The organism is Escherichia coli (genome assembly GCF_036503815.1).
GTDB lineage: Bacteria > Pseudomonadota > Gammaproteobacteria > Enterobacterales > Enterobacteriaceae > Escherichia > Escherichia coli_F.
This window is the reverse complement of the sequence record NZ_AP027764.1, coordinates 4499164-4521971: the sequence shown is the minus strand read 5'-3', so window position 1 is coordinate 4521971 and position 22808 is coordinate 4499164. Positions and strand designations below refer to the sequence as shown.

At 49.5% G+C, this 22808-nt stretch carries 20 protein-coding genes; 7 read left to right on the top strand and 13 right to left on the bottom strand.

All coding sequences use genetic code 11. From position 1 onward, the window contains the following. Positions 1–165 precede the first annotated feature (165 nt). Both proP and pmrR read left to right on the top strand, forming a co-directional pair. Positions 166–1668: a glycine betaine/L-proline transporter ProP gene (gene proP, locus AABJ99_RS21660; RefSeq protein WP_001298520.1), complete on the top strand. Its 1503-nt coding sequence runs from the start codon at positions 166–168 to the stop codon at positions 1666–1668. A 111-nt stretch (positions 1669–1779) separates the two neighbouring features. Next, positions 1780–1869, top strand: coding sequence for an LpxT activity modulator PmrR (pmrR, locus tag AABJ99_RS21655; protein WP_000797657.1), 90 nt, complete (start codon positions 1780–1782; stop codon positions 1867–1869). Here the strand turns inward: pmrR and pmrB are convergent. The 7 genes from pmrB to melR form a co-directional block, all read right to left on the bottom strand. Further along, positions 1845–2945 carry a two-component system sensor histidine kinase PmrB gene (gene pmrB / locus AABJ99_RS21650; protein ID WP_160523934.1) on the bottom strand — a complete coding sequence of 367 codons (1101 nt, stop codon included), beginning with the start codon at positions 2943–2945 and terminating at the stop codon, positions 1845–1847. The two genes, pmrR and pmrB, sit on opposite strands and share 25 nt — an antisense overlap. Beyond that, on the bottom strand, positions 2946–3614 hold the full coding sequence (gene basR, locus AABJ99_RS21645) for a two-component system response regulator BasR (protein ID WP_032185719.1): 669 nt from the start codon (positions 3612–3614) through the stop codon (positions 2946–2948). Then, entirely contained in the window at positions 3611–5254 is a 1644-nt protein-coding gene (gene eptA / locus AABJ99_RS21640) for a phosphoethanolamine transferase EptA (protein ID WP_039021446.1), read from the bottom strand. Before eptA ends, basR begins: the two co-directional genes overlap by 4 nt. Positions 5255–5357: 103 nt before the next feature. Beyond that, positions 5358–6695, bottom strand: coding sequence for an arginine/agmatine antiporter (gene adiC / locus AABJ99_RS21635; protein WP_000093154.1), 1338 nt, complete (start codon positions 6693–6695; stop codon positions 5358–5360). A gap of 136 nt (positions 6696–6831) precedes the next feature. Then, positions 6832–7593, bottom strand: coding sequence for a DNA-binding transcriptional activator AdiY (gene adiY, locus AABJ99_RS21630; RefSeq protein ID WP_001217059.1), 762 nt, complete (start codon positions 7591–7593; stop codon positions 6832–6834). A gap of 323 nt (positions 7594–7916) precedes the next feature. Then, on the bottom strand, positions 7917–10184 hold the full coding sequence (adiA, locus tag AABJ99_RS21625) for an arginine decarboxylase (protein ID WP_077782418.1): 2268 nt from the start codon (positions 10182–10184) through the stop codon (positions 7917–7919). Positions 10185–10382: 198 nt separating this feature from the next. Then, on the bottom strand, positions 10383–11315 hold the full coding sequence (gene melR / locus AABJ99_RS21620) for a transcriptional regulator MelR (protein ID WP_255756424.1): 933 nt from the start codon (positions 11313–11315) through the stop codon (positions 10383–10385). A gap of 258 nt (positions 11316–11573) precedes the next feature. Between melR and melA the strand changes: the two genes are divergently transcribed. Next, positions 11574–12929 (top strand): alpha-galactosidase, encoded by a 1356-nt coding sequence (gene melA / locus AABJ99_RS21615; protein WP_000986622.1) that lies wholly within the window; start codon positions 11574–11576, stop codon positions 12927–12929. Here melA and yjdF read toward each other — a convergent pair. The 5 genes from yjdF to dcuS form a co-directional block, all read right to left on the bottom strand. Next, positions 12926–13576, bottom strand: a complete 651-nt coding sequence (yjdF, locus tag AABJ99_RS21610; RefSeq protein WP_000198767.1) for a DUF2238 domain-containing protein — start codon at positions 13574–13576, stop codon at positions 12926–12928. The genes melA and yjdF overlap by 4 nt on opposite strands. 122 nt (positions 13577–13698) lie before the next feature. Then, positions 13699–15345 (bottom strand): class I fumarate hydratase, encoded by a 1647-nt coding sequence (gene fumB / locus AABJ99_RS21605; RefSeq protein WP_000066710.1) that lies wholly within the window; start codon positions 15343–15345, stop codon positions 13699–13701. Between the two features lie 77 nt (positions 15346–15422). After that, positions 15423–16763 (bottom strand): anaerobic C4-dicarboxylate transporter DcuB, encoded by a 1341-nt coding sequence (dcuB, locus tag AABJ99_RS21600; RefSeq protein WP_000899522.1) that lies wholly within the window; start codon positions 16761–16763, stop codon positions 15423–15425. Between the two features lie 568 nt (positions 16764–17331). Then, on the bottom strand, positions 17332–18051 hold the full coding sequence (gene dcuR, locus AABJ99_RS21595; RefSeq protein ID WP_000611290.1) for a two-component system response regulator DcuR: 720 nt from the start codon (positions 18049–18051) through the stop codon (positions 17332–17334). After that, the gene (dcuS, locus tag AABJ99_RS21590) at positions 18048–19679 is read right to left on the bottom strand and encodes a sensor histidine kinase (RefSeq protein WP_338387448.1); all 1632 of its coding nucleotides are present in this window, start codon (positions 19677–19679) and stop codon (positions 18048–18050) included. Before dcuS ends, dcuR begins: the two co-directional genes overlap by 4 nt. A gap of 180 nt (positions 19680–19859) precedes the next feature. Between dcuS and yjdI the strand changes: the two genes are divergently transcribed. The 4 genes from yjdI (at position 19860) to ghoT (ending at position 21100) form a co-directional block, all read left to right on the top strand. Then, positions 19860–20090, top strand: a complete 231-nt coding sequence (yjdI, locus tag AABJ99_RS21585) for a 4Fe-4S mono-cluster protein YjdI (protein WP_039021451.1) — start codon at positions 19860–19862, stop codon at positions 20088–20090. A gap of 11 nt (positions 20091–20101) precedes the next feature. After that, positions 20102–20374, top strand: a complete 273-nt coding sequence (gene yjdJ / locus AABJ99_RS21580) for a GNAT family N-acetyltransferase (protein ID WP_024704987.1) — start codon at positions 20102–20104, stop codon at positions 20372–20374. A 228-nt stretch (positions 20375–20602) separates the two neighbouring features. Further along, positions 20603–20899 carry a type V toxin-antitoxin system endoribonuclease antitoxin GhoS gene (gene ghoS / locus AABJ99_RS21575; protein ID WP_000398619.1) on the top strand — a complete coding sequence of 99 codons (297 nt, stop codon included), beginning with the start codon at positions 20603–20605 and terminating at the stop codon, positions 20897–20899. 27 nt (positions 20900–20926) lie between these two features. Beyond that, positions 20927–21100, top strand: a complete 174-nt coding sequence (gene ghoT / locus AABJ99_RS21570) for a type V toxin-antitoxin system toxin GhoT (RefSeq protein ID WP_001173343.1) — start codon at positions 20927–20929, stop codon at positions 21098–21100. A 118-nt stretch (positions 21101–21218) separates the two neighbouring features. Here the strand turns inward: ghoT and lysS are convergent, their stop codons facing one another. Continuing rightward, positions 21219–22736: a lysine--tRNA ligase gene (gene lysS / locus AABJ99_RS21565; RefSeq protein WP_039021452.1), complete on the bottom strand. Its 1518-nt coding sequence runs from the start codon at positions 22734–22736 to the stop codon at positions 21219–21221. Between the last annotated feature and the right edge of the window lie 72 nt (positions 22737–22808).

The window sequence follows — 22808 nt, the reverse complement described above, 5'->3', positions numbered from 1 at the left end:
TCAGGCGTCAACTGGTTTGATTGTACATTCCTTAACCGGAGGGTGTAAGCAAACCCGCTACGCTTGTTACAGAGATTGCATCCTGCAATTCCCGCTCCCCTTTTGCGGCCGTCGCGCTGATTTTTCTGGCGTTTGCGGAAATGGGCCAACTCTGCGAGGAAAGCTATGCTGAAAAGGAAAAAAGTAAAACCGATTACCCTTCGTGATGTCACTATTATTGATGACGGTAAACTGCGTAAAGCCATTACCGCAGCATCACTGGGTAATGCAATGGAATGGTTCGATTTTGGTGTTTATGGTTTTGTTGCTTACGCATTAGGTAAAGTTTTTTTCCCGGGGGCTGACCCCAGCGTGCAGATGGTTGCTGCACTTGCCACTTTCTCCGTTCCCTTTCTGATTCGACCGCTTGGCGGACTATTCTTTGGTATGTTGGGCGATAAATATGGTCGCCAGAAGATCCTCGCTATCACTATTGTGATTATGTCGATCAGTACGTTCTGTATTGGCTTAATACCGTCCTACGACACGATTGGTATTTGGGCACCGATTCTGCTGTTGATCTGTAAGATGGCACAAGGTTTCTCGGTCGGCGGTGAATATACCGGGGCGTCGATATTTGTTGCGGAATACTCCCCTGACCGTAAACGTGGCTTTATGGGCAGCTGGCTGGACTTCGGTTCTATTGCCGGGTTTGTGCTGGGTGCGGGCGTGGTGGTGTTAATTTCGACCATTGTCGGCGAAGCGAACTTCCTCGACTGGGGCTGGCGTATTCCGTTCTTTATTGCTCTGCCGTTAGGGATTATCGGGCTTTACCTGCGCCATGCGCTGGAAGAAACTCCGGCGTTCCAGCAGCATGTTGATAAACTGGAACAGGGCGACCGCGAAGGTTTGCAAGATGGCCCGAAAGTCTCGTTTAAAGAGATTGCCACTAAATACTGGCGCAGCCTGTTGACATGTATTGGTCTGGTAATTGCCACCAACGTGACTTACTACATGTTGCTGACCTATATGCCGAGTTATTTGTCGCATAACCTGCATTACTCCGAAGACCACGGGGTGCTGATTATTATCGCCATTATGATCGGTATGCTGTTTGTCCAGCCGGTGATGGGCTTGCTGAGTGACCGTTTTGGCCGTCGTCCGTTTGTGCTACTTGGTAGTGTTGCACTGTTTGTGTTGGCGATCCCGGCGTTTATTCTGATTAACAGTAACGTCATTGGCCTGATTTTTGCCGGGTTACTAATGCTGGCGGTGATCCTTAACTGCTTTACGGGCGTTATGGCTTCTACCTTGCCAGCGATGTTCCCGACGCATATCCGTTACAGCGCGCTGGCGGCGGCATTTAATATTTCGGTGCTGGTTGCCGGTCTGACGCCAACGTTGGCGGCCTGGCTGGTCGAAAGCTCGCAGAATCTGATGATGCCTGCCTATTACCTGATGGTAGTGGCGGTGGTTGGTTTAATCACCGGCGTAACCATGAAAGAGACGGCGAATCGTCCGTTGAAAGGTGCGACACCGGCGGCGTCAGATATACAGGAAGCGAAGGAAATTCTCGTCGAGCATTACGATAATATCGAGCAGAAAATCGATGATATTGACCACGAGATTGCCGATTTGCAGGCGAAACGTACCCGCCTGGTGCAGCAGCATCCGCGAATTGATGAATAAGCTGAAACGGATGGCCTGATGTGATGCTGTCTTATCAGGCCAATTGAACTCTTAAGGTTCACTTAATCTCTGACGCGCATACTCTCCTCCAGGTTAACGGAGGAGAGTGCAATGAAAAACCGTGTTTATGAAAGTTTAACTACCGTGTTCAGCGTGCTGGTGGTCAGCAGCTTTCTTTATATCTGGTTTGCCACGTACTGATCTTTTTTCAGCCGTATCCAGGCCCGTGTGCCAGAAGTCTCTTGCCGGTTTTGCAGGAAAAACTGCCCGTGATGCAACTGTGTAATGCGGCTGACAATACTTAACCCCAGACCAATCCCGCCATAACGGCTGTCCATACGTACAAACGCTTTACTCAACTCCCCGCATTTACTCTCATCAATACCCGGTCCTTCATCTTCAACGGCCATGACCGCTCCGCCATCTTCTTGCAGCTTAATCATAATGTTGCTGCCTTGCGGGCTGTAACGATGGGCATTTTCTACCAGGTTTCGCAATAACATCCGCAGCAGGGTTGCATCACCCTGAACGGTGATGTCGGCGGCGCTCTCTGGCAATAGCAGGGTTTGCTGGCGCTGGTCGAGCATGGTACTGAGTTCGTCATACGAGGGGAGAATGACATCTTCCAGCAGTTTTACATGTTGATAATTACCGGAAGAAAATGACTGTCCGGCACGTGCCAGTTGTAACAACTGGGAGACGCTATCCATCATCTGATCAAGCCTTGCCACTAACGGTGCTACATCAATGTGATGCGTTTTCGCCAGCAGTTCCAGATGCAAACGCACCCCTGCCAGTGGCGTTCGCAGTTCGTGCGCGACGTCAGCGGTAAACAACCTTTCGTTATCCAGCGTGTTGGTCAGGCGACTGACCAGATCGTTTAACGCTGAAACCACCGCTTCGATTTCGAGGGTGGCGCTGTGAATGGCAATGGGTGTTAAGTTGTCGGCGGTGCGTGCTACCAGCTCTTTTTGCAGCTCCGCCAGCGGGCGGGTGATGCGGCGTACCGCCTGATAGCAGATAAATAGCGTCAGGCTGACCATAAAGACGCCAGGGACAATCAGGCTGGCGACCGCCTCGCGGATCTCACGCATGATGTGGCGATCGTTGTTACGATTGTCGCGTAGCGCCTGCTCAAACAGCTGAATCTGCTCGGTACTTTCATGCCATAGCCAGAAGACGCTGATCAGCTCAAACACCAACAAAATGGCCCCGATGGTCAATATCAGCCGTTGGCGCAGCGATATTGGTCGGCGCAGAAAACGCATCAGATTCAATTAGTTTTCCTCATTCGCGACCAGCATATAGCCAAAGCCGCGCACGGTGCGGATACGGGCTTTGCCCACTTTGTCGCGCAGATTGTGGATATGCACTTCAAGAGTGTTGGTCGAGGGTTCGTTGTCCCAGTTATAGATGTCGTTGTAGAGAATTTCCCGATGCACCGGACTACCTGCTTTAAGCATTAACCGTGATAGCAGAGCATATTCTTTGGGCGTCAGGATCAACTCTTCACCGTCCATCCATACCTGACGGCGACCCATATTCAGCGTCAGATTGCCAACAATCAACTCACTTTCGCCCTGATTATTATGGCGTCGTAGCAGGGCGCGGATACGGGCATGTAACTCTTCCAGCGCAAAAGGCTTTACCAGGTAGTCATCGGCACCGACATCCAGCCCGGCGATTTTGTCGGTAAGGGTATCGCGGGCGGTGAGAATTAACACCGGCAGGGTGTATTTTTTCTGCCGGATTCGGGCGAGAAAATGCAGCCCATCTTCGTCGGGTAAGCCTAAATCCAGTACCACCAGGCTGTAATGACCGGTCTCAAGGCTTTGTTCCGCCATCCGCGCGGTTGTCACGCCATCGCACGCGTAGCCTTCGGTTTGCGCCGCCAGAATCAATCCCTGCAATAACAGCGTATCGTCTTCAACAATCAGAATTTTCATTCACTCACTCTCCTGCAAGTTTGCAGAATATCATCCGCAGCCTGGTAATACTTCGTCTCAACGCCAGTTAATCCCAATAGCGTGGAGAATAAATTGTCTTGTGAATAGTGTTGCGTTTGCGCCTGTTTCTGTAGGCAACTTTGGTCAACCTGATACCGTTTTTGATAATCCTCAGACAGCCACAGCAGCATCGGCACCTGTTTTTGGCTATCTGGGGCGATGGCATAAGGCAAACCGTGCAGATAGATGCCATTTTCACCTAACGATTCACCGTGGTCAGAAAGATAAACCAGGCTGGTGGTAAATTTATCCTGATGTTCTTTCAGTAGATTAATTGCTTTATCAACAATATAGTCGACGTAGACCAGCGTATTGTCGTAAGTGTTTACCAGTTGCTCTTGGGTACAGGTCTGGATCTCGTTGGTGTCGCAGGTAGGGGTAAATTTCCTGAACTGTGGCGGATAGCGATTGTAATAGGTCGGGCCGTGACTGCCGATGGTGTGTAAGACAATTACGCCATCACCTTGCAGGTTATTGATGTACTCTTCCAGCCCGTGGAAAAGCACTTCGTCATAACATTCGCCGTTGATACACTGACCAGGCAGGTTCAGCGCAGTGACGTTCTGGTGAGGCACGCGATCGCAGGCACCTTTGCAGCCACCATCGTTGTCATTCCACAGCACGTTTATGCCCGCCCGCTGAATGATATCCAGCACGCCTTCCTGATGTTGTGCCAGTTCTTCTTTGTAATGCTCACGCGGCATATCCGAGAACATGCATGGTACTGAAACTGCCGTTGCCGTGCCGCAAGACGCAGTATTGGGGAAATAGACCACGTTATCTTTCGCCAGCCGCGGGTTAGTTTCACGCGGGTAGCCGTTGAGGGAGAAGTTCTCCGCCCGCGAGGTTTCGCCGACAATCAAAATGGTCAAATTTTTACGTTTCTCGTTCTGCATTAACGGGTTGCGGTGCGCGTCTTCACCAATTCGCACCAGCGGCAGATTTGCCAGTCGCTGATGGGAGTACCATGACCAGCTGGCAACAATGCTGTTAGAGGGGCTTAAGGACTTCACCAGCTCTTTGTTGTTACGAAACAGCGAGGCGTAGTCTTTATAAAACAGTGCGGCGACCAGCAAAATCAGCAGTACAGAAACCAGAATATTGGCACCACGGAAAAGAACACTGCGCAGACGCGAGGTGGCAGGTTTGATTTTAATCCAGCAGGCAATCAGCGCAGCAAGCACGCCGCTGAATCCCAGCGTAAATAACATTTGCGGTGTCATCAGCGCATAACTTTCTGCTGGGGTGGTATCAATAATATTGGCAATCATCGAGCGGTCGATGACGATGCCGTAAGTCATTATGAAATATTGTGCTGCCGCGCCAACCAGAATAAACAGGCAGGCCAGCGGTCGATTAAGCCATAAGAAAGAGCTTAGTGTCAGGACAATATTAATCACGCTGAAAGCGACGACCGGCATCGACAAGAAAACCAGTACGTTATGCAGCGAGTCCAGCGGCAGCGCCTGCAACACCTGTTTAAAAAAGGCAATATTCAGGCAGATAGAGATATAAAAAGCGGCCAACAATAGCCAGGCGAGTAAATTCAAAGAGGGTCTTTTTAGTAGGCGCTTCAACATCACGGTGTTTCCATCGAACAAAGTGCGCATATGCTCGCAAAGCAAAATTAAGCCAACCTTAAGTTCTTAAGGTTGGCTTGTATGTTTGCTGGATTAAGGGGAATTAATCTTTGCTTATTGGTGCATCTAAGGGATACGGGTTTTTATGCAGCCGGTTGTAATTCAGCGCATACATGGCGGTGATGACCATCAGGGTGACAAATGACCACATAACCTCTTTCGCGCCGGACCCTACTACGGCCCAGATGCAGTAGAGGAAGGCAATGGTAGTAACAGCCAGATATGCCGGGCGTGCTTTACCAAAGTGGCCGTGGCCGAGCAGCAGTAACGCCGCACAGGTGTAAAGATATGGCACCAGTGTAAAGATGACCGACACGGAAGAAACCAGACCGAATTCTTTGGTCGCGTTTGGCGAAATGCTGCTGAGCTGGAAGATGGTCATCAAAATTCCGACGATAATCAGCCCCGCCACTGGCGTACCCGCTTTGTTTACACGAGCAAAAATCGGTGGGAACAGCCCGTCATCGGCAGCGGCTTTCGCCGTTTGACCCGCCAGCAATGTCCAGCCGCCCAGTGAACCTAAGCAACCCGCAGCTGCGCAGAAAGAAACAATGGCCCCGGCGGTGTCACCCAGCGCCATCCGTGCGGCATCACCGAATGGCGAAGCAGAAACGCGCAGTGCGGCATTAGGGATCATCCCCATAATCGCGGTGGTAGAAAGTACATAGCAAACGGCGGCAATCAATACCCCACCAATGGTGGCGATAGGGACGTTGCGTTTCGGGTTTTTCACCACACCTGCGGCAACGGAGGCACTTTCCACACCGATGAACGACCACAGCGTAACGTTAAGGGTACTTTGAATCGCGCCGAAGGTGCCCAGGCCGCTGACGTTCCATGCCGCCATATAGGTTTCACCACGGAACCAGAACCAGCCAAATACGGCAATCCCGACGATGGGGATCAGCGCCAGCACGGTGGCAACGGCCTGCACGCGGGTGATCATTTTCGGACCGACAATGTTCAGCAGGACGAAGATCCACAGCACCACGACGCAGGTGATGGTTAATACCAGTGGATCTTTCAGAATCGGGAAGAAGTAACTTAAATATCCAACGCCAATGACCACCATGGCGATATTGCCGATCCAGCAGGCCAGCCAGTAGAGGACGTTAGTTTGATAACCGAGAAACGGGCCAAAGCAGCGGCGGGCGTAAGCGTAAGAACCACCAGGGCTTGGGTCGAGGAACGACATTTTGGCGTATACCATCGAGAGCCCCAGCGCACCGATAATCGTCACCAACCATCCATAAATGGCAATCCCGCCAGTGGAGGCCAGGTTTGCAGGTAACAGAAAAACACCTGACCCCATAATATTCCCCGACACCATCAGGGTGACGGGGATTAAGCCCACTTTGTGAGCATCAGCATCCGAAGACATAATTAAACTCCTGCGAAGGCGAGCTTCGTGACAATAAATTACGTCATATCATACGCCTGCATTCGATAGTTGAATTATTATCGACCGGGTTATCGCTGATGCCGTTATTAATATAGCTCTTCGTTAAGGTTAAAAATCAGGCGACAGTGCGTTCTCTGTGCTGACTAACATAATGCAGAGGCGTCATACCGTAGAAGTCTTTAAAGACAGAAATAAAGTACGACGTACTGTTGTAGCCACACGACTGTGAGACCTGAGAGATATTTTTACCGTCCATCATTAATTCATTGACGGCATAACGCATGCGGCAGGTGGTGATTATTTGGCTATAACTGGTGTTTTCGCTTTTCAGCTTTTTCTTTAACAGACTTGGGCTAAGACATAAACAACTGGCTACCATACTAAGATTCCAGTCTTTGTGGATATCGCTTTCAATAATTTGATAAACGCTGTCACTTACACAATTACGTAACATATACATCATTAAAGAAAGGAATTTTTTACTGTCGAGAAAACGGGATAGCACAGTGAATAATAATGCACGTGTTCGTTCCTTTTCTGACTCAGTTTCAGCGGGCATCATGCTATGTTGCGCGGCAACGCGAAAGACGTCTGGCGTCAGGCATGGCAGGGTGAGGATGGGCGTAGCGCTACGTTGCCATACTGGTATTTGCGAGAGATCTTTATTCAGAAACCGGAGGTAATCTTTGATGATGTCGTGACTAATATGAGCAACCAAAGTGTTATTAAGAGAGGAGACGTCGATAATATTATTTTCACAATTTAATAACGCCATATGGTTAGCTTTAAGGCTAATAGGTTCTTTCCCATTCACCCTTATCCAGACATCTTTTTCAGTCAATAAAACAATACAAGGTTGGTCGCTGCAAATCCTCATACATGTACTCCTGAGTGCGAATAAAAGACCAGTTCTCGCTAAAGCAAAGCGATACCGGGAAATGGTTATATAATTGTATGATGAATATAAACATGCATAAAAATAACGAGTTTTACTAATATTACAAATTTTTATAGTAATTTCTCATGTACATATTTTTTTACAGGATAAATAACAGGCGAAAAAAAGCGCGGGGTGGGACCGCGCAAAAAGTATGACATTTTTGTTTGCAGCAATTTTTATGAAAACGTTGCCATACTAAAAAGGCCTCAAGCCAGGCGGCGTAATGTTATTTAACAATTACGCCTTCAGCGGAATAGTGGTTACGCTTTCACACACATGACGTGGTAAATACCGTCAATAATTTCAGTCCCTTCAGTTTCGTGTTCAAATCCAGGGAAATGATGGTCCCAGGATTGCAGGGAGCGTAAATAACTTACCTGTGGACTGTTTTTATCGCCGAAGTTTTCACCAGACAGTAGCATCGGGATTCCTGGCGGATACGGGATAACTGAGTTTGCCGCGATGCGTCCAGGCAGATTTTCAATGGATACCAGTTCGACATTGTTATCGACAATTGCGTTGTACGCTTCACGCGGGGTGATTTCCGCCACCGGCAGGCCGGAATAGGCTTCGTTCAACCGTGCGCCAGGGTTATTTTCTTTTAGCCAGGCAAACATGGTGTCACCCAGATCGTGAATCCCCATATTCGCGTAAGTGTCAGGATATTGTTCAACAAGTTCCGGCATGACCTGCGCCAGCGGTGTGTTGGCGTCGTAGTGGCGTTTGAAGGAGCAAAGGGTGTTAACCAGAGTTCCCCATTTCCCACGGGTTACGCCCATAGAGAACAGGAACATAATTTGGAAGTCAGTGGTGCGGGTAGGCACAATGCCGTGGCGACCAAGCCAGGCAGTGACCAGCGCCGCCGGAACACCGGTTTCTTCCAGTTCACCATCTTCACCCATTCCCGGTGCGAGAATGCTGACTTTAATTGGGTCGAGCATACTCCAGTTATCCGGAATATCTTTGAAGCCGTGCCAGCTTTCGCCCGGATGCATTACCCAGCAGTCCTGAACGGTGGTCAGCAGTTTGGTTGGCGCGTCAGCAAAGTCGTAGGTTTTGCCGGTTTGTGGATCGGTGACCACTTCTTTGTTCCACGGTTTGAAGAACCATCTACCGTCATGGGTGAACTCTTTATACAGCCGTGCCATCGCTTGACGGAAATCAACCGCTTCGTCGATCACTTCCTGGGTCAGTGACAGGCCACTGTTGCCGTCCATCATCGACACCGCCACGTCGTTAGATGCACAGATGGCATACAGCGGGGAGGTGGTGGCATGCATCATGTATGCCTGGTTGAAGCGGGAGAAGTTAATCGCCCCACGACCTTCACGCACATGAATGTAAGAGGCCTGTGACAGCGCATTCAGCAGTTTGTGGGTTGAGTGGGTGGCGAAAACGGTAGGACCGTTGTGATCGCCAGGTTCACCGCGCATGGCATAGTGATCGGCATAGATCGGGTTGAAACGTGCATAGCCGTACCAGGCTTCGTCAAAGTGCAGACGATCGGAAGTTTTTTCCAGCAGATCCTGCGCTTCTTTAGCGTTATAACACACGCCGTCATAGGTGCAGTTGGTTACCACGCAGTAAGACGGTTTTTGCCCGGCTTTGTCTTTGGTCAGCGGGCTTTCACTGATTTTCTTCTGCAAGGTTTCAGGTTGCATTTCCTGCGGATAGATTGGCCCGATAATGCCGTAGCGGTTGCGGCTTGGCACCATGTAGACCGGTTTCGCGCCCGTCAGCATCAAGCCTTGTTCGATGGATTTATGGCAGTTACGGTCAACGACCACTACATCGTTATCGGTCATGCAAGCCTGCATGATGGTACGGTTAGAGCCGGAAGTACCGACGACTACCGACCAGGAGCGATCGGCACCAAATACGCGTGCGGCATATTTTTCGCTTTCGCCAAATGCGCCAGTATGGTCAAGCAAAGAACCGAGGGAAGTCCGTTCGATGCCCATGTCGGTGCGGAACAGATTTTCACCATAGTAGTCATGGTAGAAACGTCCGGCGGGTGTTTTGGTAAAGCCAACGCCGCCCTGGTGGCCTGGCGCTGCCCAGGAATATTCATGGATGTCGCTATATTTCATCAGCGCGCTGAACAGTGGCGGCAACAGCTGCTGGCGGTAGCGGGTCATTGCGGCAACGGCGCGTCCGGCGATAAAGTCGGCGGTATCTTCCAGAATCCAGGCGAATTCATCGACAAGCTCCAGCAGATCTCGGTCCATTGCGGCGAGGGCTTTTTCCCGATCGCCCAACAGGAAGACCGGCACGTTTTGTTGGCGCTCATGAAGCTTACCGATCAATTGTCTGACGTTTTGATGTTCGTCCGGATGTTCCATTTGATAGCTGAACATCAGGCAGTCAATGGCTTCGTTTGAAGAGAGAATGGCAAAGCCATCATCAAAGGAGGTGGATTTAATCACGGTAACATTTTGCTGGCTTAAAGCATCTGCCAGACGCTCAACGGCGTTACCGACCCAGGTGTCCTGATGGAGAAACTCGCTTTCAACAATTAATACTTTCATCATTGCTTACCCGGTTATGAAGGAATCTTCGTTGCGGGCAAGTATCTTCCGGCCTTTTCGGGCTGTAAAGCGCATGAAAAACAAACATTTTTTAAATATTCATTTTTATAAACAATATGTTATGTGATTATTTTGATTTATTTTCACTGCTTATTATCGACGGCTAAACTATTTTTTTGGCTGATACTGATATCGTCTTTAGCCGGGAAACGTCTGGCGGCGCTGTTGGCTAAGTTTGCGGTATTGTTGCGGTGACATGCCGACATATTTGCCGAACGTGCTGTAAAAACGGCTACTCGAACGAAAGCCTGCCGTCAGGGCAATATCGAGAATACTTTTATCGGTATCGCTCAGTAACGCACGAACGTGGTTGATGCGCATCGCAGTAATGTACTGTTTCATCGTCAATTGCATGACCCGCTGGAATATCCCCATTGCATAGTTGGCGTTAAGTTTGACGTGCTCAGCCACATCGTTGATGGTCAGCGCCTGATCATAGTTTTCGGCAATAAAGCCCAGCATCTGGCTGACATAAAATTGCGCATGGCGCGAGACGCTGTTTTTGTGTGTGCGCGAGGTTTTATTGACCAGAATCGGTTCCCAGCCAGAGAGGCTAAATCGCTTGAGCATCAGGCCAATTTCATCAATGGCGAGCTGGCGAATTTGCTCGTTCGGACTGTTCAATTCCTGCTGCCAGCGGCGCACTTCAAACGGGCTAAGTTGCTGTGTCGCCAGTGATTTGATCACCATGCCGTGAGTGACGTGGTTAATCAGGTCTTTATCCAGCGGCCAGGAGAGAAACAGATGCATCGGCAGATTAAAAATCGCCATGCTCTGACAGGTTCCGGTATCTGTTAGTTGGTGCGGTGTACAGGCCCAGAACAGCGTGATATGTCCCTGATTGATACTCACTTTTTCATTGTTGATCAGGTATTCCACATCGCCATCGAAAGGCACATTCACTTCGACCTGACCATGCCAGTGGCTGGTGGGCATGATATGCGGTGCGCGAAACTCAATCTCCATCCGCTGGTACTCCGAATACAGCGACAGCGGGCTGCGGGTCTGTTTTTCGTCGCTGCTGCACATAAAAGTATCTGTATTCATGGATGACTCTCTTTCCTGGAATATCAGAATTATGGCAGGAGTGAGGGAGGATGACTGCGAGTGGGAGCACGGTTTTCGCCCTCTTGCCAGAGGGGCGAAGGGATCATCCGAGTACCATGAGGCCGAAAACTCTTCTTTTCAGGTAATTTATTCCCATAAACTCAGATTTACTGATACTTCACGCAGGATCTGAGTTTATGGGAATGCTCAACCTGGAAGCCGGAGGTTTTCTGCAGATTCGCCTGCCATGATGAAGTTATTCAAGCAAGCCAGGAGATCTGCATGATGTCTGCACCCAAAATTACATTTATCGGCGCTGGTTCGACGATTTTCGTTAAAAATATTCTTGGTGATGTGTTCCATCGCGAGGCGCTGAAAACGGCGCATATTGCCCTGATGGACATTGATCCCACCCGCTTGGAAGAGTCGCATATTGTGGTGCGCAAGTTGATGGATTCAGCAGGGGCCAGCGGCAAAATCACCTGCCACACCCAACAGAAAGAAGCCTTACAGGATGCCGATTTTGTCGTGGTGGCATTTCAGATTGGCGGTTATGAACCTTGCACGGTGACTGATTTTGAGGTCTGTAAGCGCCACGGTCTGGAACAAACCATTGCCGATACACTGGGGCCGGGCGGTATTATGCGCGCGCTACGTACCATTCCTCACCTGTGGCAAATTTGCGAGGACATGACGGAAGTCTGCCCCGATGCCACCATGCTCAACTATGTTAACCCAATGGCGATGAATACCTGGGCGATGTATGCCCGTTATCCGCATATCAAACAGGTAGGGCTGTGCCATTCGGTGCAGGGAACGGCGGAAGAGCTGGCGCGTGACCTCAATATCGACCCGGCTACGCTGCGTTACCGTTGTGCGGGTATCAACCATATGGCGTTTTACCTGGAACTGGAGCGCAAAACCGCCGACGGCAGTTACGTGAATCTCTACCCGGAACTGCTGGCGGCTTATGAGGCAGGGCAGGCACCGAAGCCAAATATTCATGGTAATACTCGCTGCCAGAATATTGTGCGTTACGAAATGTTCAAAAAGCTGGGCTACTTCGTCACTGAATCGTCAGAACATTTTGCTGAGTACACACCGTGGTTTATTAAGCCAGGTCGTGAGGATTTGATTGAGCGTTATAAAGTACCGCTGGATGAGTACCCGAAACGCTGCGTCGAGCAGCTGGCGAACTGGCATAAAGAGCTGGAGGAGTATAAGAACGCCTCCCGGATTGATATTAAACCGTCACGGGAATATGCCAGCACAATCATGAACGCTATCTGGACTGGCGAGCCGAGTGTGATTTACGGCAACGTCCGTAACGATGGATTGATTGATAACCTGCCACAAGGATGTTGTGTGGAAGTGGCCTGTTTAGTTGATGCTAATGGCATTCAGCCGACCAAAGTCGGTACGCTACCTTCGCATCTGGCCGCCCTGATGCAAACCAATATCAACGTACAGACGCTGCTGACGGAAGCCATTCTCACAGAAAATCGCGACCGTGTTTACCACGCCGCGATGATGGACCCGCATACTGCCGCCGTGCTGGGCATTGACGAAATATATGCTCTTGTTGACGACCTGATTGCCGCCCACGGCGACTGGCTGCCAGGCTGGTTGCACCGTTAAGAGGTAATCGCTTCCGGCGCTCTGGTGATTAAGCCATAGCGCCGTAGCTGGCGGCAATGAAAGCGAGCAAGGAATATCACCGTCGTTAATGCGCCAAGCAGCGCGCAGAACATATCGGATTGTGTGTCCCATTGGTCGCCCTGGGTACCGAGAAAATCATCCGCTCCCTGACCCATTGCCAGCGCTGCCCACCACTCGATTAATTCATACATCGCGCTTATCGCCAGCGCCACGCAGCAGACCAGGAACGCCACCATTTTACGTCCGCGCACGTACATCCCGCGAACGAGAATTTCTCGTGCCACCAGTGCAGGCACCAGCCCCTGGAAAAAGTGCCCCAGCTTGTCATACGGATTACGACTCAACCCCAGCCATTCCTGCACCTCAAAACCAACGGGGACTTTCGCGTAGGTGTATTGTCCGCCGACCATCAGGATGATGGCGTGAAAGAAAATGAGCGTATAGAGCAGCGGCGTTAACGGATAACGTCTGGCGGTGGCAAGCAGTAGCGGCACGACAATAATCACCGGTGTCACTTCCATCAGCCAGGTGAGTTTGTCATTGGCCGAAATGCCGGTATAAATCAGGATTAACGTTAGCGCCAGTGCGCCGGTGTTAAGAATTAACGGCTTGAGTGTGCGGGTCATGGTGAGTTCGCAAGTCAGGGAAAATACTGACTATTCACCAGCAAGCGTGAAATTACAATCGCAAAAGAGGTGGCCCAGGGGGATCACCTGGCAGCATGCTGCCAGGCGCTGGGCCGAAGAGGTTACTTAGTGCAGTTCGCGCACTGTTTGTTGACGATTTGCTGGAAGAAGTCGTTGCCTTTGTCATCGACCAGGATAAACGCCGGGAAATCTTCTACTTCGATTTTCCAGATAGCTTCCATACCCAGCTCCGGATAAGCGACGCATTCCAGATGCTTGATGCTCTGCTGCGCCAGTACCGCCGCCGGGCCGCCGATACTACCGAGGTAGAAGCCGCCGTGTTTATGACACGCGTCGGTAACCTGCTGACTGCGGTTACCTTTCGCCAGCATGATCATGCTGCCGCCGTGGGATTGCAGCAGATCCACGTAGGAGTCCATACGACCTGCGGTGGTTGGGCCAAGTGAACCTGATGGATAACCGGCAGGCGTTTTCGCCGGACCCGCGTAGTAGATCGGGTGATCTTTGATGTACTGCGGCAGTTCTTTACCGGCGTCAATCAGCTCTTTCAGCTTGGCATGTGCAATATCGCGACCCACGATAATAGTGCCGGTGAGCGACAAGCGGGTGGATACCGGGTATTGCGAAAGCTGGGCGAGGATCTCTTTCATCGGGCGGTTAAGGTCGACTTTCACCGCTTCGCCTTCACCGGCCTGACGCAGTTCTTGTGGAATGTACTGGCCTGGATTGTGTTCCAGTTTTTCGATCCAGATACCTTCGCGGTTGATTTTCGCTTTAATGTTACGGTCAGCGGAGCAGGAGACGCCCATACCTACCGGGCAGGATGCGCCGTGACGTGGCAGACGGATCACGCGGATGTCGTGCGCGAAGTATTTACCGCCAAACTGCGCGCCAAGGCCGAGTTTCTGGGCCTCTTCCAGCAGTTCCTGTTCCAGCTGGACATCGCGGAACGCCTGACCATGTTCGTTCCCTTCGGTCGGCAGTTCATCGTAATAGTGAGCGCTTGCTAACTTGACGGTTTTCAGGTTGGTTTCCGCAGACGTACCGCCAATCACAAACGCGATATGGTACGGCGGGCAGGCTGCAGTACCGAGTGTACGCATTTTCTCGACGAGGAAGTTTTTCAGTTTGCCGGGAGTCAGCAAAGCTTTGGTTTCCTGGTAGAGATACGTTTTATTGGCAGAGCCACCGCCTTTGGCGACGCAGAGGAATTTGTATTCGTCGCCATCTACCGCGTACAGGTCGATTTGCGCAGGCAGGTTCGTGCCGGTGTTGACCTCTTTGTACATGTCCAGCGGCGCGTTTTGTGAGTAACGCAGGTTATCTTCGATATAGGTGTTATAGACACCTTTCGACAGCGCTTCTTCATCGCCGCCACCGGTCCACACGCGCTGACCTTTTTTACCGACGATGATCGCGGTGCCGGTGTCCTGGCAGGTCGGCAGCACGCCTTTGGCGGCGATTTCTGAGTTTCTTAAGAATTGCAGCGCCACGTACTTGTCGTTTTCGCTGGCTTCTGGATCTTGAAGAATAGCCGCGACCTGTTTCTGGTGTGCCGGGCGGAGCATGAAAGAAGCGTCGTGAAAGGCTTGCTGCGCCAGCAAGGTCAGGGCTTCTGGTTCCACTTTCAGGATGGTTTCGCCGTCGAAGTCGGCAACGCTAACGTAATCGGACGTGAGTAGATAGTATTCGGTATTGTCTTTCCCCATCGGGAAAGGTGCCTGGTAGATAAAGGGTTTGTTTGACATAGCTTCCAGCCTATAACTCTGTATTTGTTATTCGAAAATGGCGTGCCGCGCAGTCACGGGCGGCACGCAAAGTGCATTTATAAGAACCCGTACATCGCAGCGAAGATCCAGCCGAAGACGCACGATACGCTCACACCAATCAACCCCGGCAGAATAAAGCTGTGGTTGATGACGAAGCGACCGATGTGGGTGGTGCCGGAACGGTCAAACTGAATCGCTGCCAGGTCGCTCGGATAAGTCGGCAGGATGTAATAACCATAGCAAGCCGGTGCTGAAGCCACGATGTATGCCGGGTCAACGCCGATCGCCAGCGCGACCGGAACAATCGCCGCTAGCGCCGCGGCCTGAGAGTTTACAAACTTGGAAACCAGCAGCAGAACAATGGCATAGGCCCACGGATACTCTTTCACCATTTCACCCAGTACGCCCTGAATTTCAGACATATGCGCACCGAACATGGTTTCCGCCATCCATGCGATACCGTACACCGCCACGATGGCGATCATACCGGAACGGAAGACTTCGTTTTTTGAGATAGACGCGGGATTGGTTTTGGTCAGGATAATAATCAGCGCCCCGGTTAGCAGCATAAACATCTGAATAACCAGTACCATCGACAGCGGTTTGCCACCGAAGGATGGACGCAGGTCCGAATCAGCACCAAGAAGTGCAACTACAGCGATTGCCCCGAGGAAGATCCACATTGCTAGCCAGTTGCTTTTCGGCAGTTTTTTATCCAGCAGCGTCGCGGTATCACCGTAAACATACTCACGGTTTTCCGGTACGGAGATGAATTTCTGGAACTCTTCATCTTTATCCAGATCTTTACCGCGGAACCAGCTGAAGATACCGATCGCCAGGATACCGATTAACGTCGATGGAATGGTGATTGCCAGCAGGTCGAGGAACTCAAGATGGCGACCATCAAAGGTGACATTACCCAGCATCGCAACCAGAGATACAACCGCAACCGACACTGGGCTTGCGATAATCCCCATCTGTGCACCGATAGAACTTGCCGCCATCGGACGTTCCGGACGGATGTTGTTCTTAATAGCAACGTCGTAGATGATCGGCAGAATGGTGTAAACCACATGACCCGTACCGCAAAGAATGGTCAGCGTACAGGTCACAAACGGCGCGACAATGGAGACATATTTCGGGTTACGGCGCAGCAGCTTCTCGGCAATTTGCAGCATGACATCAAGACCGCCCGAAGCTTGCAAGGTCGCCGATGCCGCCACCACCGCAATGATAACCAGCATGACATCAACCGGTGGTTTACCTGGCTGAAGGTGGAAGACAAAGACCAGAATGACCAGGCCGATACCGCCTAATAAACCCAGCGCGATACCACCCTTTCTGGCACCATAAAACAGACATATCAGTATTATGATAAGTTGGATAGTAAATAACATGTGTAAACCCTCGCGATAATCCTATTTAAATTTTTGCTGAATAGATCACAGTCACGTTCTGTTTTGTATGAACTGTTTTCAGAGCTTGACTAAATATCCGTTTGGTCGTTACCGGCTTGAGTAAATACCTCACAGTGAATATTGGCTGATTAAAGCAGCGGCAAATTTATGCACTGTGATAAGCGGTTTTTTCAGAGAGAAATACTCTCTGGCGATGGGTTTATAGTTTGTACTACGCAGATGTTAATGTTTTGTTTGATGCTATCTTATTGATACTTATCGGTATATTTTTTGTTCTCAGGGTAGGTATCATCAGGTTTATAGATTATTCTTAACTACCCATTTGTGGGTAAAAATACACATAATGCGGGCGACATAATAGTTAATTAACTTTTGTTAGCGTTTTGAAATTAAAAACACCGTTCATCCGAAGAGATATTAATTTTCAGCGGTGAGAGAGGGGGAATTATATTTGATCTGGCACAAGTTTTACTGATGAACGATGTAACTTGTGCCAGGGGTATTTTGCATTACTGTAATAATTATTACTTACAGATAACCGTGATCGTTATTGGCAATATTGTTTAAGTAGTGAGTAATGTTCTGCCTGAATACGATAACGATAAACCGGACGACCTGTGACGCCATAATGGATACTGGTGAACAAGATGTGGCAGTTGACCAGCCAGATGAGATATTTACGGCAGGAAACACGCGAGATGTTAACCTCATTAGCCAGCTCGTCGGTTGAAAACTCATAGTCCTGATGCGCGTCAATCCACTGGCACAGCGTGCGTAACGTCTGTGGTGTTAAGCCTTTTGGCAAGCGACGAGGATCTTGCTCGTTGGAGCTGCTGCCGTGGATTAGCTGATCAAGCTCGGCCTGGTCATAATACTGATGTTTTTCCAGCGCCATTTTCTTTTGCCGCCAGCCGGTGAGCGCCTCTTCAAAGCGGGTAGCCTGGAAGGGTTTGATCAGGTAATCCACGACTCCGTAATGCAGCGAATCTTTAATGGTTGCGGCATCGGCAGCGGAAGAGATAACAATCACATCACTTTTGCAACGCGCATTATGCAGAACAGGCAGTAAATCGAGCCCGTTCTCTTTTTGCATATAGATATCTAGCAATATCAGGTCGATAGGCGTATCGCTATTGAAGATAATCTCTTTGGCTTTCTCCAGCGTCGAAGCCGTTCCACAGCATTGAAAGCCCGGGATTTGTGCCACGTATCGGCGATTCAGCTCCGCGACCATTGCGTCGTCATCGATAATTAATACATTGATCATCTGTTCGACCTCTCCCCGTCCCAGGGTATCTGGACAAAAAATTGTGTGAAAATCCCGGGTTCCGATTCCACGGCGATGCTGCCGCCGAGATTTTCTACCTGTTGTTTGACAAGTGCTAAACCGACGCCTCGCTCGCTTCCTTTTGTCGAGACACCTTTGTCAAAAATGTGATCGATTTTGTCGGGTGCGATCCCCGGTCCATCATCGTTAACTTCACAGTGCAGCCAGCCGTGACGGTAGTGCAATGTTACGCTAATTTCGCCACCGGGTTCCGGCCCTAATGCTTCCAGCGCGTTTTCTATCAGATTTCCCAACGTGGTAATCAGCGTCGCGACCTGGTCCTCACTGCCGCAGTCTGGCAGCTGGCTTTCACTGTTTAAAATCAGCGTATGGCCTAAATCGGTCGCGCGGTTAATCTTGCTGATTAAAAAACCAGCGATAACCGGAGATTTGATCTTACCCAGCAGAGAGCCAATCTCTTCCTGATAGTTATTGGCTGTTTTGAGAATGTAATCTTCCAACTGCTTATAACTCTTCAGATGCAATAATCCGAGAATCACATGCAATTTATTCATAAATTCGTGGGATCGTTCACGAAGTGCGTCAGCATAGTTGACCAGACCATCGAGTCGCTGCATCAGTTTACGTACTTCAGTTTTGTCCCTGAAGGTTGAAATGGCACCGATGATAACGCCATTACTGCGCACCGGAACGGTGTTGATCAGTAATAGCCGGTCTTTAATCGTAATCTCTTCGTCGCGCCGCGGGGTACCGTCGCGTAACACTTCCGAGACATCTACCACCTGTGACCACGCGTGGCTTAGCGTCGACAGTTTCTCATCGTCCTGCGACTTACGGTAATTCAGCAATTCTTGTGCGGCATCGTTGATCAGCGTGACCTCGCCGCGATCGTCCACGGCAACGACGCCTTCTTTGATAGACTGCAACATGGCCTGGCGTTGCTCAAACAGCGTGGAGATTTCGTAGGGTTCCAGGCCGAAAAGGATTTTTTTCAGTACCTTAACCAGAATGCAGGTGCCAATCAGCCCGACCAGCATGCCAAATAATACCGACCAGATGATGCTCCAGCGACTGTCATTGATCTGTTGGGTCACGCGACTTAACTCAAGGCCGATCGCCACCACGCCAATTTGTTTATGATTTTCATCGTAGATGGGGGTAAATACGCGTAAAGCCTGCGCCAGAAAACCGCGATTGATAGCGACATTTTCTTCGCCATTCAGCGCTTTAAGGATGTCATCACCTTTAAATGGCTGACCAATACGCTGGGCTTCAGGATGCGAGTAGCGAAGACTTTGCATATCGGTAACGACAATAAACAGCAGATCGTTGCGTTTGCGCACGGCTTCCGCGATGGCCTGGATGCCGCTCTCCTGCGGTTTTTTCTGCAAGCCCTGACGGATTTCCGGCGAGTCGGCGAGAGTACGCGCCACTGCCAGTGCCTTGTTGGCTAGCCCGTCTCGCGTCATATCACTGATTTGCGAGAAGTAAATCAGATGCACCACCAATAGCACCGAGAACAGTACCGCGCTGACCATTAAGATCACAGTGGTACTCAATTTCATCGGACGTTTGCGTAATATGCGGTAGGGCAATGAATGTCTCATCAGCTTCCTTGTGTGACAAATTTCTTAAGCATTATCTCTGATGAGGCGGGTAATTCAAAGGGAGTAAGAATGATTGGCTATATAGGGGAAGAGACTCTGGCAACGGAAACTGCCAGTGCTGTATGAAGATTCCGGGGCTATGCTTATAGTGAAAACCATACTGATGAGAGAGGGAAGGTCATGGATCAGGCGCTACTGGACGGGGGTTATCGCTGTTATACCGGCGAAAATATCGATGTCTATTTCAATACTGCAATATGTCAGCATTCTGGCAATTGCGTACGTGGTAACGGCAGGTTATTTAACCTCAAACGTAAGCCGTGGATCATGCCGGATGAAGTCGACGTTGCCACTGTGGTTAAAGTGATTGATACGTGCCCGAGCGGCGCGCTGAAATACCGTCATAAATAAGCGAGGGTAAAATGGAAATACACGAAGGCCACAATAAATTTTACATTAATGACGAACAGGGCAAGCAAATCGCTGAAATTGTCTTTGTGCCGACCGGAGAGAATTTAGCGATTATCGAACATACCGATGTCGATGAAAGCCTGAAAGGGCAAGGGATTGGTAAACAGCTGGTTGCGAAAGTCGTGGAAAAAATGCGTCGGGAAAAACGAAAAATTATCCCACTATGCCCATTTGCGAAACACGAATTTGATAAAACGCGTGAGTATGATGATATTCGCAGTTGATGGGAGAGTACAGAGTCACGATATTTTTCATGCTCTCCGCGGTGTGATGCAGGAGAGAATCTGAAGGGTAGGGGGATGCACAAAGAATGGTCAGAGAGAGCGTTTTCTTGTCCCAAGTCATCCCCTTTACTGAGCAAAAAAAAAAGAATATCTCCTATATGAGAATCATCGATCGGGGTTAATAAGTTGTGCGTCCCCAGAGCGTTTAATATTGATAGGAGTCATATTATGGAAGGTAAAAACAAGTTCAATACTTATGTTGTTTCTTTTGATTATCCATCATCTTATTCCTCAGTGTTCTTAAGGTTAAGATCATTGATGTATGATATGAATTTCTCCTCTATCGTGGCTGATGAATATGGGATACCACGACAATTGAATGAAAATTCCTTCGCAATAACGACATCGTTAGCCGCAAGTGAAATCGAAGATTTAATCAGGCTCAAATGCTTAGACTTACCGGATATTGATTTTGACCTCAACATTATGACCGTTGATGACTATTTCCGTCAGTTTTACAAGTAGTCAGGAAGGATAAGAAGAACATAAAAAATGGCACTATTCTCTAAAATATTAATTTTTTATGTGATTGGTGTGAACATATCCTTTGTCATTATCTGGTTTATCTCACATGAGAAAACACATATTCGTTTACTTAGTGCATTTCTGGTCGGAATAACCTGGCCAATGAGTCTGCCTGTGGCATTGCTTTTTTCTCTCTTTTAGGAGCTGTAGTTGAGTGGACCCGCTGGTTATCTTGAAACGAAGCGTCTCTCCTCGAAACTGGATTTGTGGAACGACGAACGAAGCAGTCGTCTGACTGCTTCGTTCGTTAAAATGAAATTTATTTCTGTGGACGCATCGCCGGGAAGAGAATAACGTCGCGAATAGTATGGCTGTTAGTAAACAGCATAATCATTCGGTCGATACCAATACCCAGACCCGCGGTTGGCGGCAGACCATATTCCAGCGCAGTCACGTAATCTTCGTCATAGAACATGGCTTCGTCGTCACCTGCAGCTTTAGCGTTAACCTGTTCCTGGAAACGTTCCGCCTGATCTTCTGCGTCGTTTAATTCGCTAAAACCATTACCGATTTCACGACCACCGATGAAGAATTCAAAACGGTCGGTGATTTCCGGGTTAACATCATTACGGCGCGCCAGCGGTGACACTTCTGCCGGATATTCCGTGATAAAGGTTGGCTGAATCAGATGTGCTTCTGCCACTTCATCAAAGATCTCCGTGACAATGCGTCCCAGCCCCCAGCTTTTCTCTACCGTAATTCCGATAGATTCAGCTAATGCTTTAGCAGCATCAAAATTATCCAGATCCGCCATATCGGTTTCTGGACGATATTTTTTGATTGCTTCGCGCATGGTGAGTTTTTCAAACGGTTTGCCGAAATCAAACACATGCTCGCCATAAGTGACTTTAGTGGTACCCAGTACCTCTTGTGCCAGGGTGCGGAACAGTGACTCCGTCAGTTCAATCAAATCATGGTAATCCGCATATGCCATGTAGAGTTCCATCATTGTGAACTCAGGATTATGGCGAACAGAAATACCTTCATTACGGAAGTTACGGTTGATTTCGAATACCCGTTCAAAACCGCCTACAACCAGACGTTTCAGATACAGCTCCGGCGCGATACGCAGGTACATATCTAAATCCAGAGCGTTATGATGGGTAATAAACGGGCGAGCAGATGCCCCACCTGGAATTACCTGCATCATCGGGGTTTCTACTTCCATAAAGCCGCGCGCGACCATGAACTGACGGATAGCGGCCAGAATTTTTGAACGGACAACAAACGTTTGACGGGATTTATCGTTAGCGATGAGGTCCAGATAACGTTGACGATAACGGACTTCCTGATCCTGCAGACCATGGAATTTATCTGGTAAAGGACGCAGTGCCTTAGTCAGCAGGCGTAACTCAGTACAGTGAATGGAAAGCTCACCCGTTTGCGTCTTAAACAGCGTACCGCGGGCACCGATAATGTCGCCGAGGTCCCATTTTTTAAACTGATCGTTATAAACACCTTCTGGCAGGCTATCTCTTGCAATGTACAGTTGAATACGGCCACCGACATCCTGCAACGTTACAAAGGAGGCTTTCCCCATAATACGACGGGTCATCATTCGGCCAGCAACCGAGACTTCAATGTTTAAGGATTCCAGTTCCTGGTTATCCTTTGCATCAAACTCTTCGTGCAACTGGTCAGAGGTATGGTCGCGGCGAAAATCATTGGGAAACGCCACACCTTGCTGACGTAGTGCCGCCAGTTTTTCGCGGCGATTTCTCAGTTCATCGTTAAAATCAATAGCCTCATTGGCTCCCCGTGTTTCTCGTTCAGACATTTTGGTTCCTCTAAATCCAGCTTTCAATTTAGCGTAGATAAAGAGACAGATCGGTACACTGTATTATCTGCC

What these genes read in the sequence shown, in the direction of transcription:
- dcuS (WP_338387448.1), bottom strand. Translation starts at nt 19,679, where the DNA reads ATGAGACATTCATTGCCCTACCGCATATTACGCAAACGTCCGATGAAA.
- adiC (WP_000093154.1), bottom strand. Translation starts at nt 6,695, where the DNA reads ATGTCTTCGGATGCTGATGCTCACAAAGTGGGCTTAATCCCCGTCACC.
- melA (WP_000986622.1), top strand. Translation starts at nt 11,574, where the DNA reads ATGATGTCTGCACCCAAAATTACATTTATCGGCGCTGGTTCGACGATT.
- yjdI (WP_039021451.1), top strand. Translation starts at nt 19,860, where the DNA reads ATGGATCAGGCGCTACTGGACGGGGGTTATCGCTGTTATACCGGCGAA.
- pmrR (WP_000797657.1), top strand. Translation starts at nt 1,780, where the DNA reads ATGAAAAACCGTGTTTATGAAAGTTTAACTACCGTGTTCAGCGTGCTG.
- adiA (WP_077782418.1), bottom strand. Translation starts at nt 10,184, where the DNA reads ATGAAAGTATTAATTGTTGAAAGCGAGTTTCTCCATCAGGACACCTGG.
- lysS (WP_039021452.1), bottom strand. Translation starts at nt 22,736, where the DNA reads ATGTCTGAACGAGAAACACGGGGAGCCAATGAGGCTATTGATTTTAAC.
- yjdF (WP_000198767.1), bottom strand. Translation starts at nt 13,576, where the DNA reads ATGACCCGCACACTCAAGCCGTTAATTCTTAACACCGGCGCACTGGCG.
- eptA (WP_039021446.1), bottom strand. Translation starts at nt 5,254, where the DNA reads ATGTTGAAGCGCCTACTAAAAAGACCCTCTTTGAATTTACTCGCCTGG.
- basR (WP_032185719.1), bottom strand. Translation starts at nt 3,614, where the DNA reads ATGAAAATTCTGATTGTTGAAGACGATACGCTGTTATTGCAGGGATTG.
- fumB (WP_000066710.1), bottom strand. Translation starts at nt 15,345, where the DNA reads ATGTCAAACAAACCCTTTATCTACCAGGCACCTTTCCCGATGGGGAAA.
- adiY (WP_001217059.1), bottom strand. Translation starts at nt 7,593, where the DNA reads ATGAGGATTTGCAGCGACCAACCTTGTATTGTTTTATTGACTGAAAAA.
- dcuR (WP_000611290.1), bottom strand. Translation starts at nt 18,051, where the DNA reads ATGATCAATGTATTAATTATCGATGACGACGCAATGGTCGCGGAGCTG.
- ghoT (WP_001173343.1), top strand. Translation starts at nt 20,927, where the DNA reads ATGGCACTATTCTCTAAAATATTAATTTTTTATGTGATTGGTGTGAAC.
- yjdJ (WP_024704987.1), top strand. Translation starts at nt 20,102, where the DNA reads ATGGAAATACACGAAGGCCACAATAAATTTTACATTAATGACGAACAG.
- dcuB (WP_000899522.1), bottom strand. Translation starts at nt 16,763, where the DNA reads ATGTTATTTACTATCCAACTTATCATAATACTGATATGTCTGTTTTAT.
- ghoS (WP_000398619.1), top strand. Translation starts at nt 20,603, where the DNA reads ATGGAAGGTAAAAACAAGTTCAATACTTATGTTGTTTCTTTTGATTAT.
- proP (WP_001298520.1), top strand. Translation starts at nt 166, where the DNA reads ATGCTGAAAAGGAAAAAAGTAAAACCGATTACCCTTCGTGATGTCACT.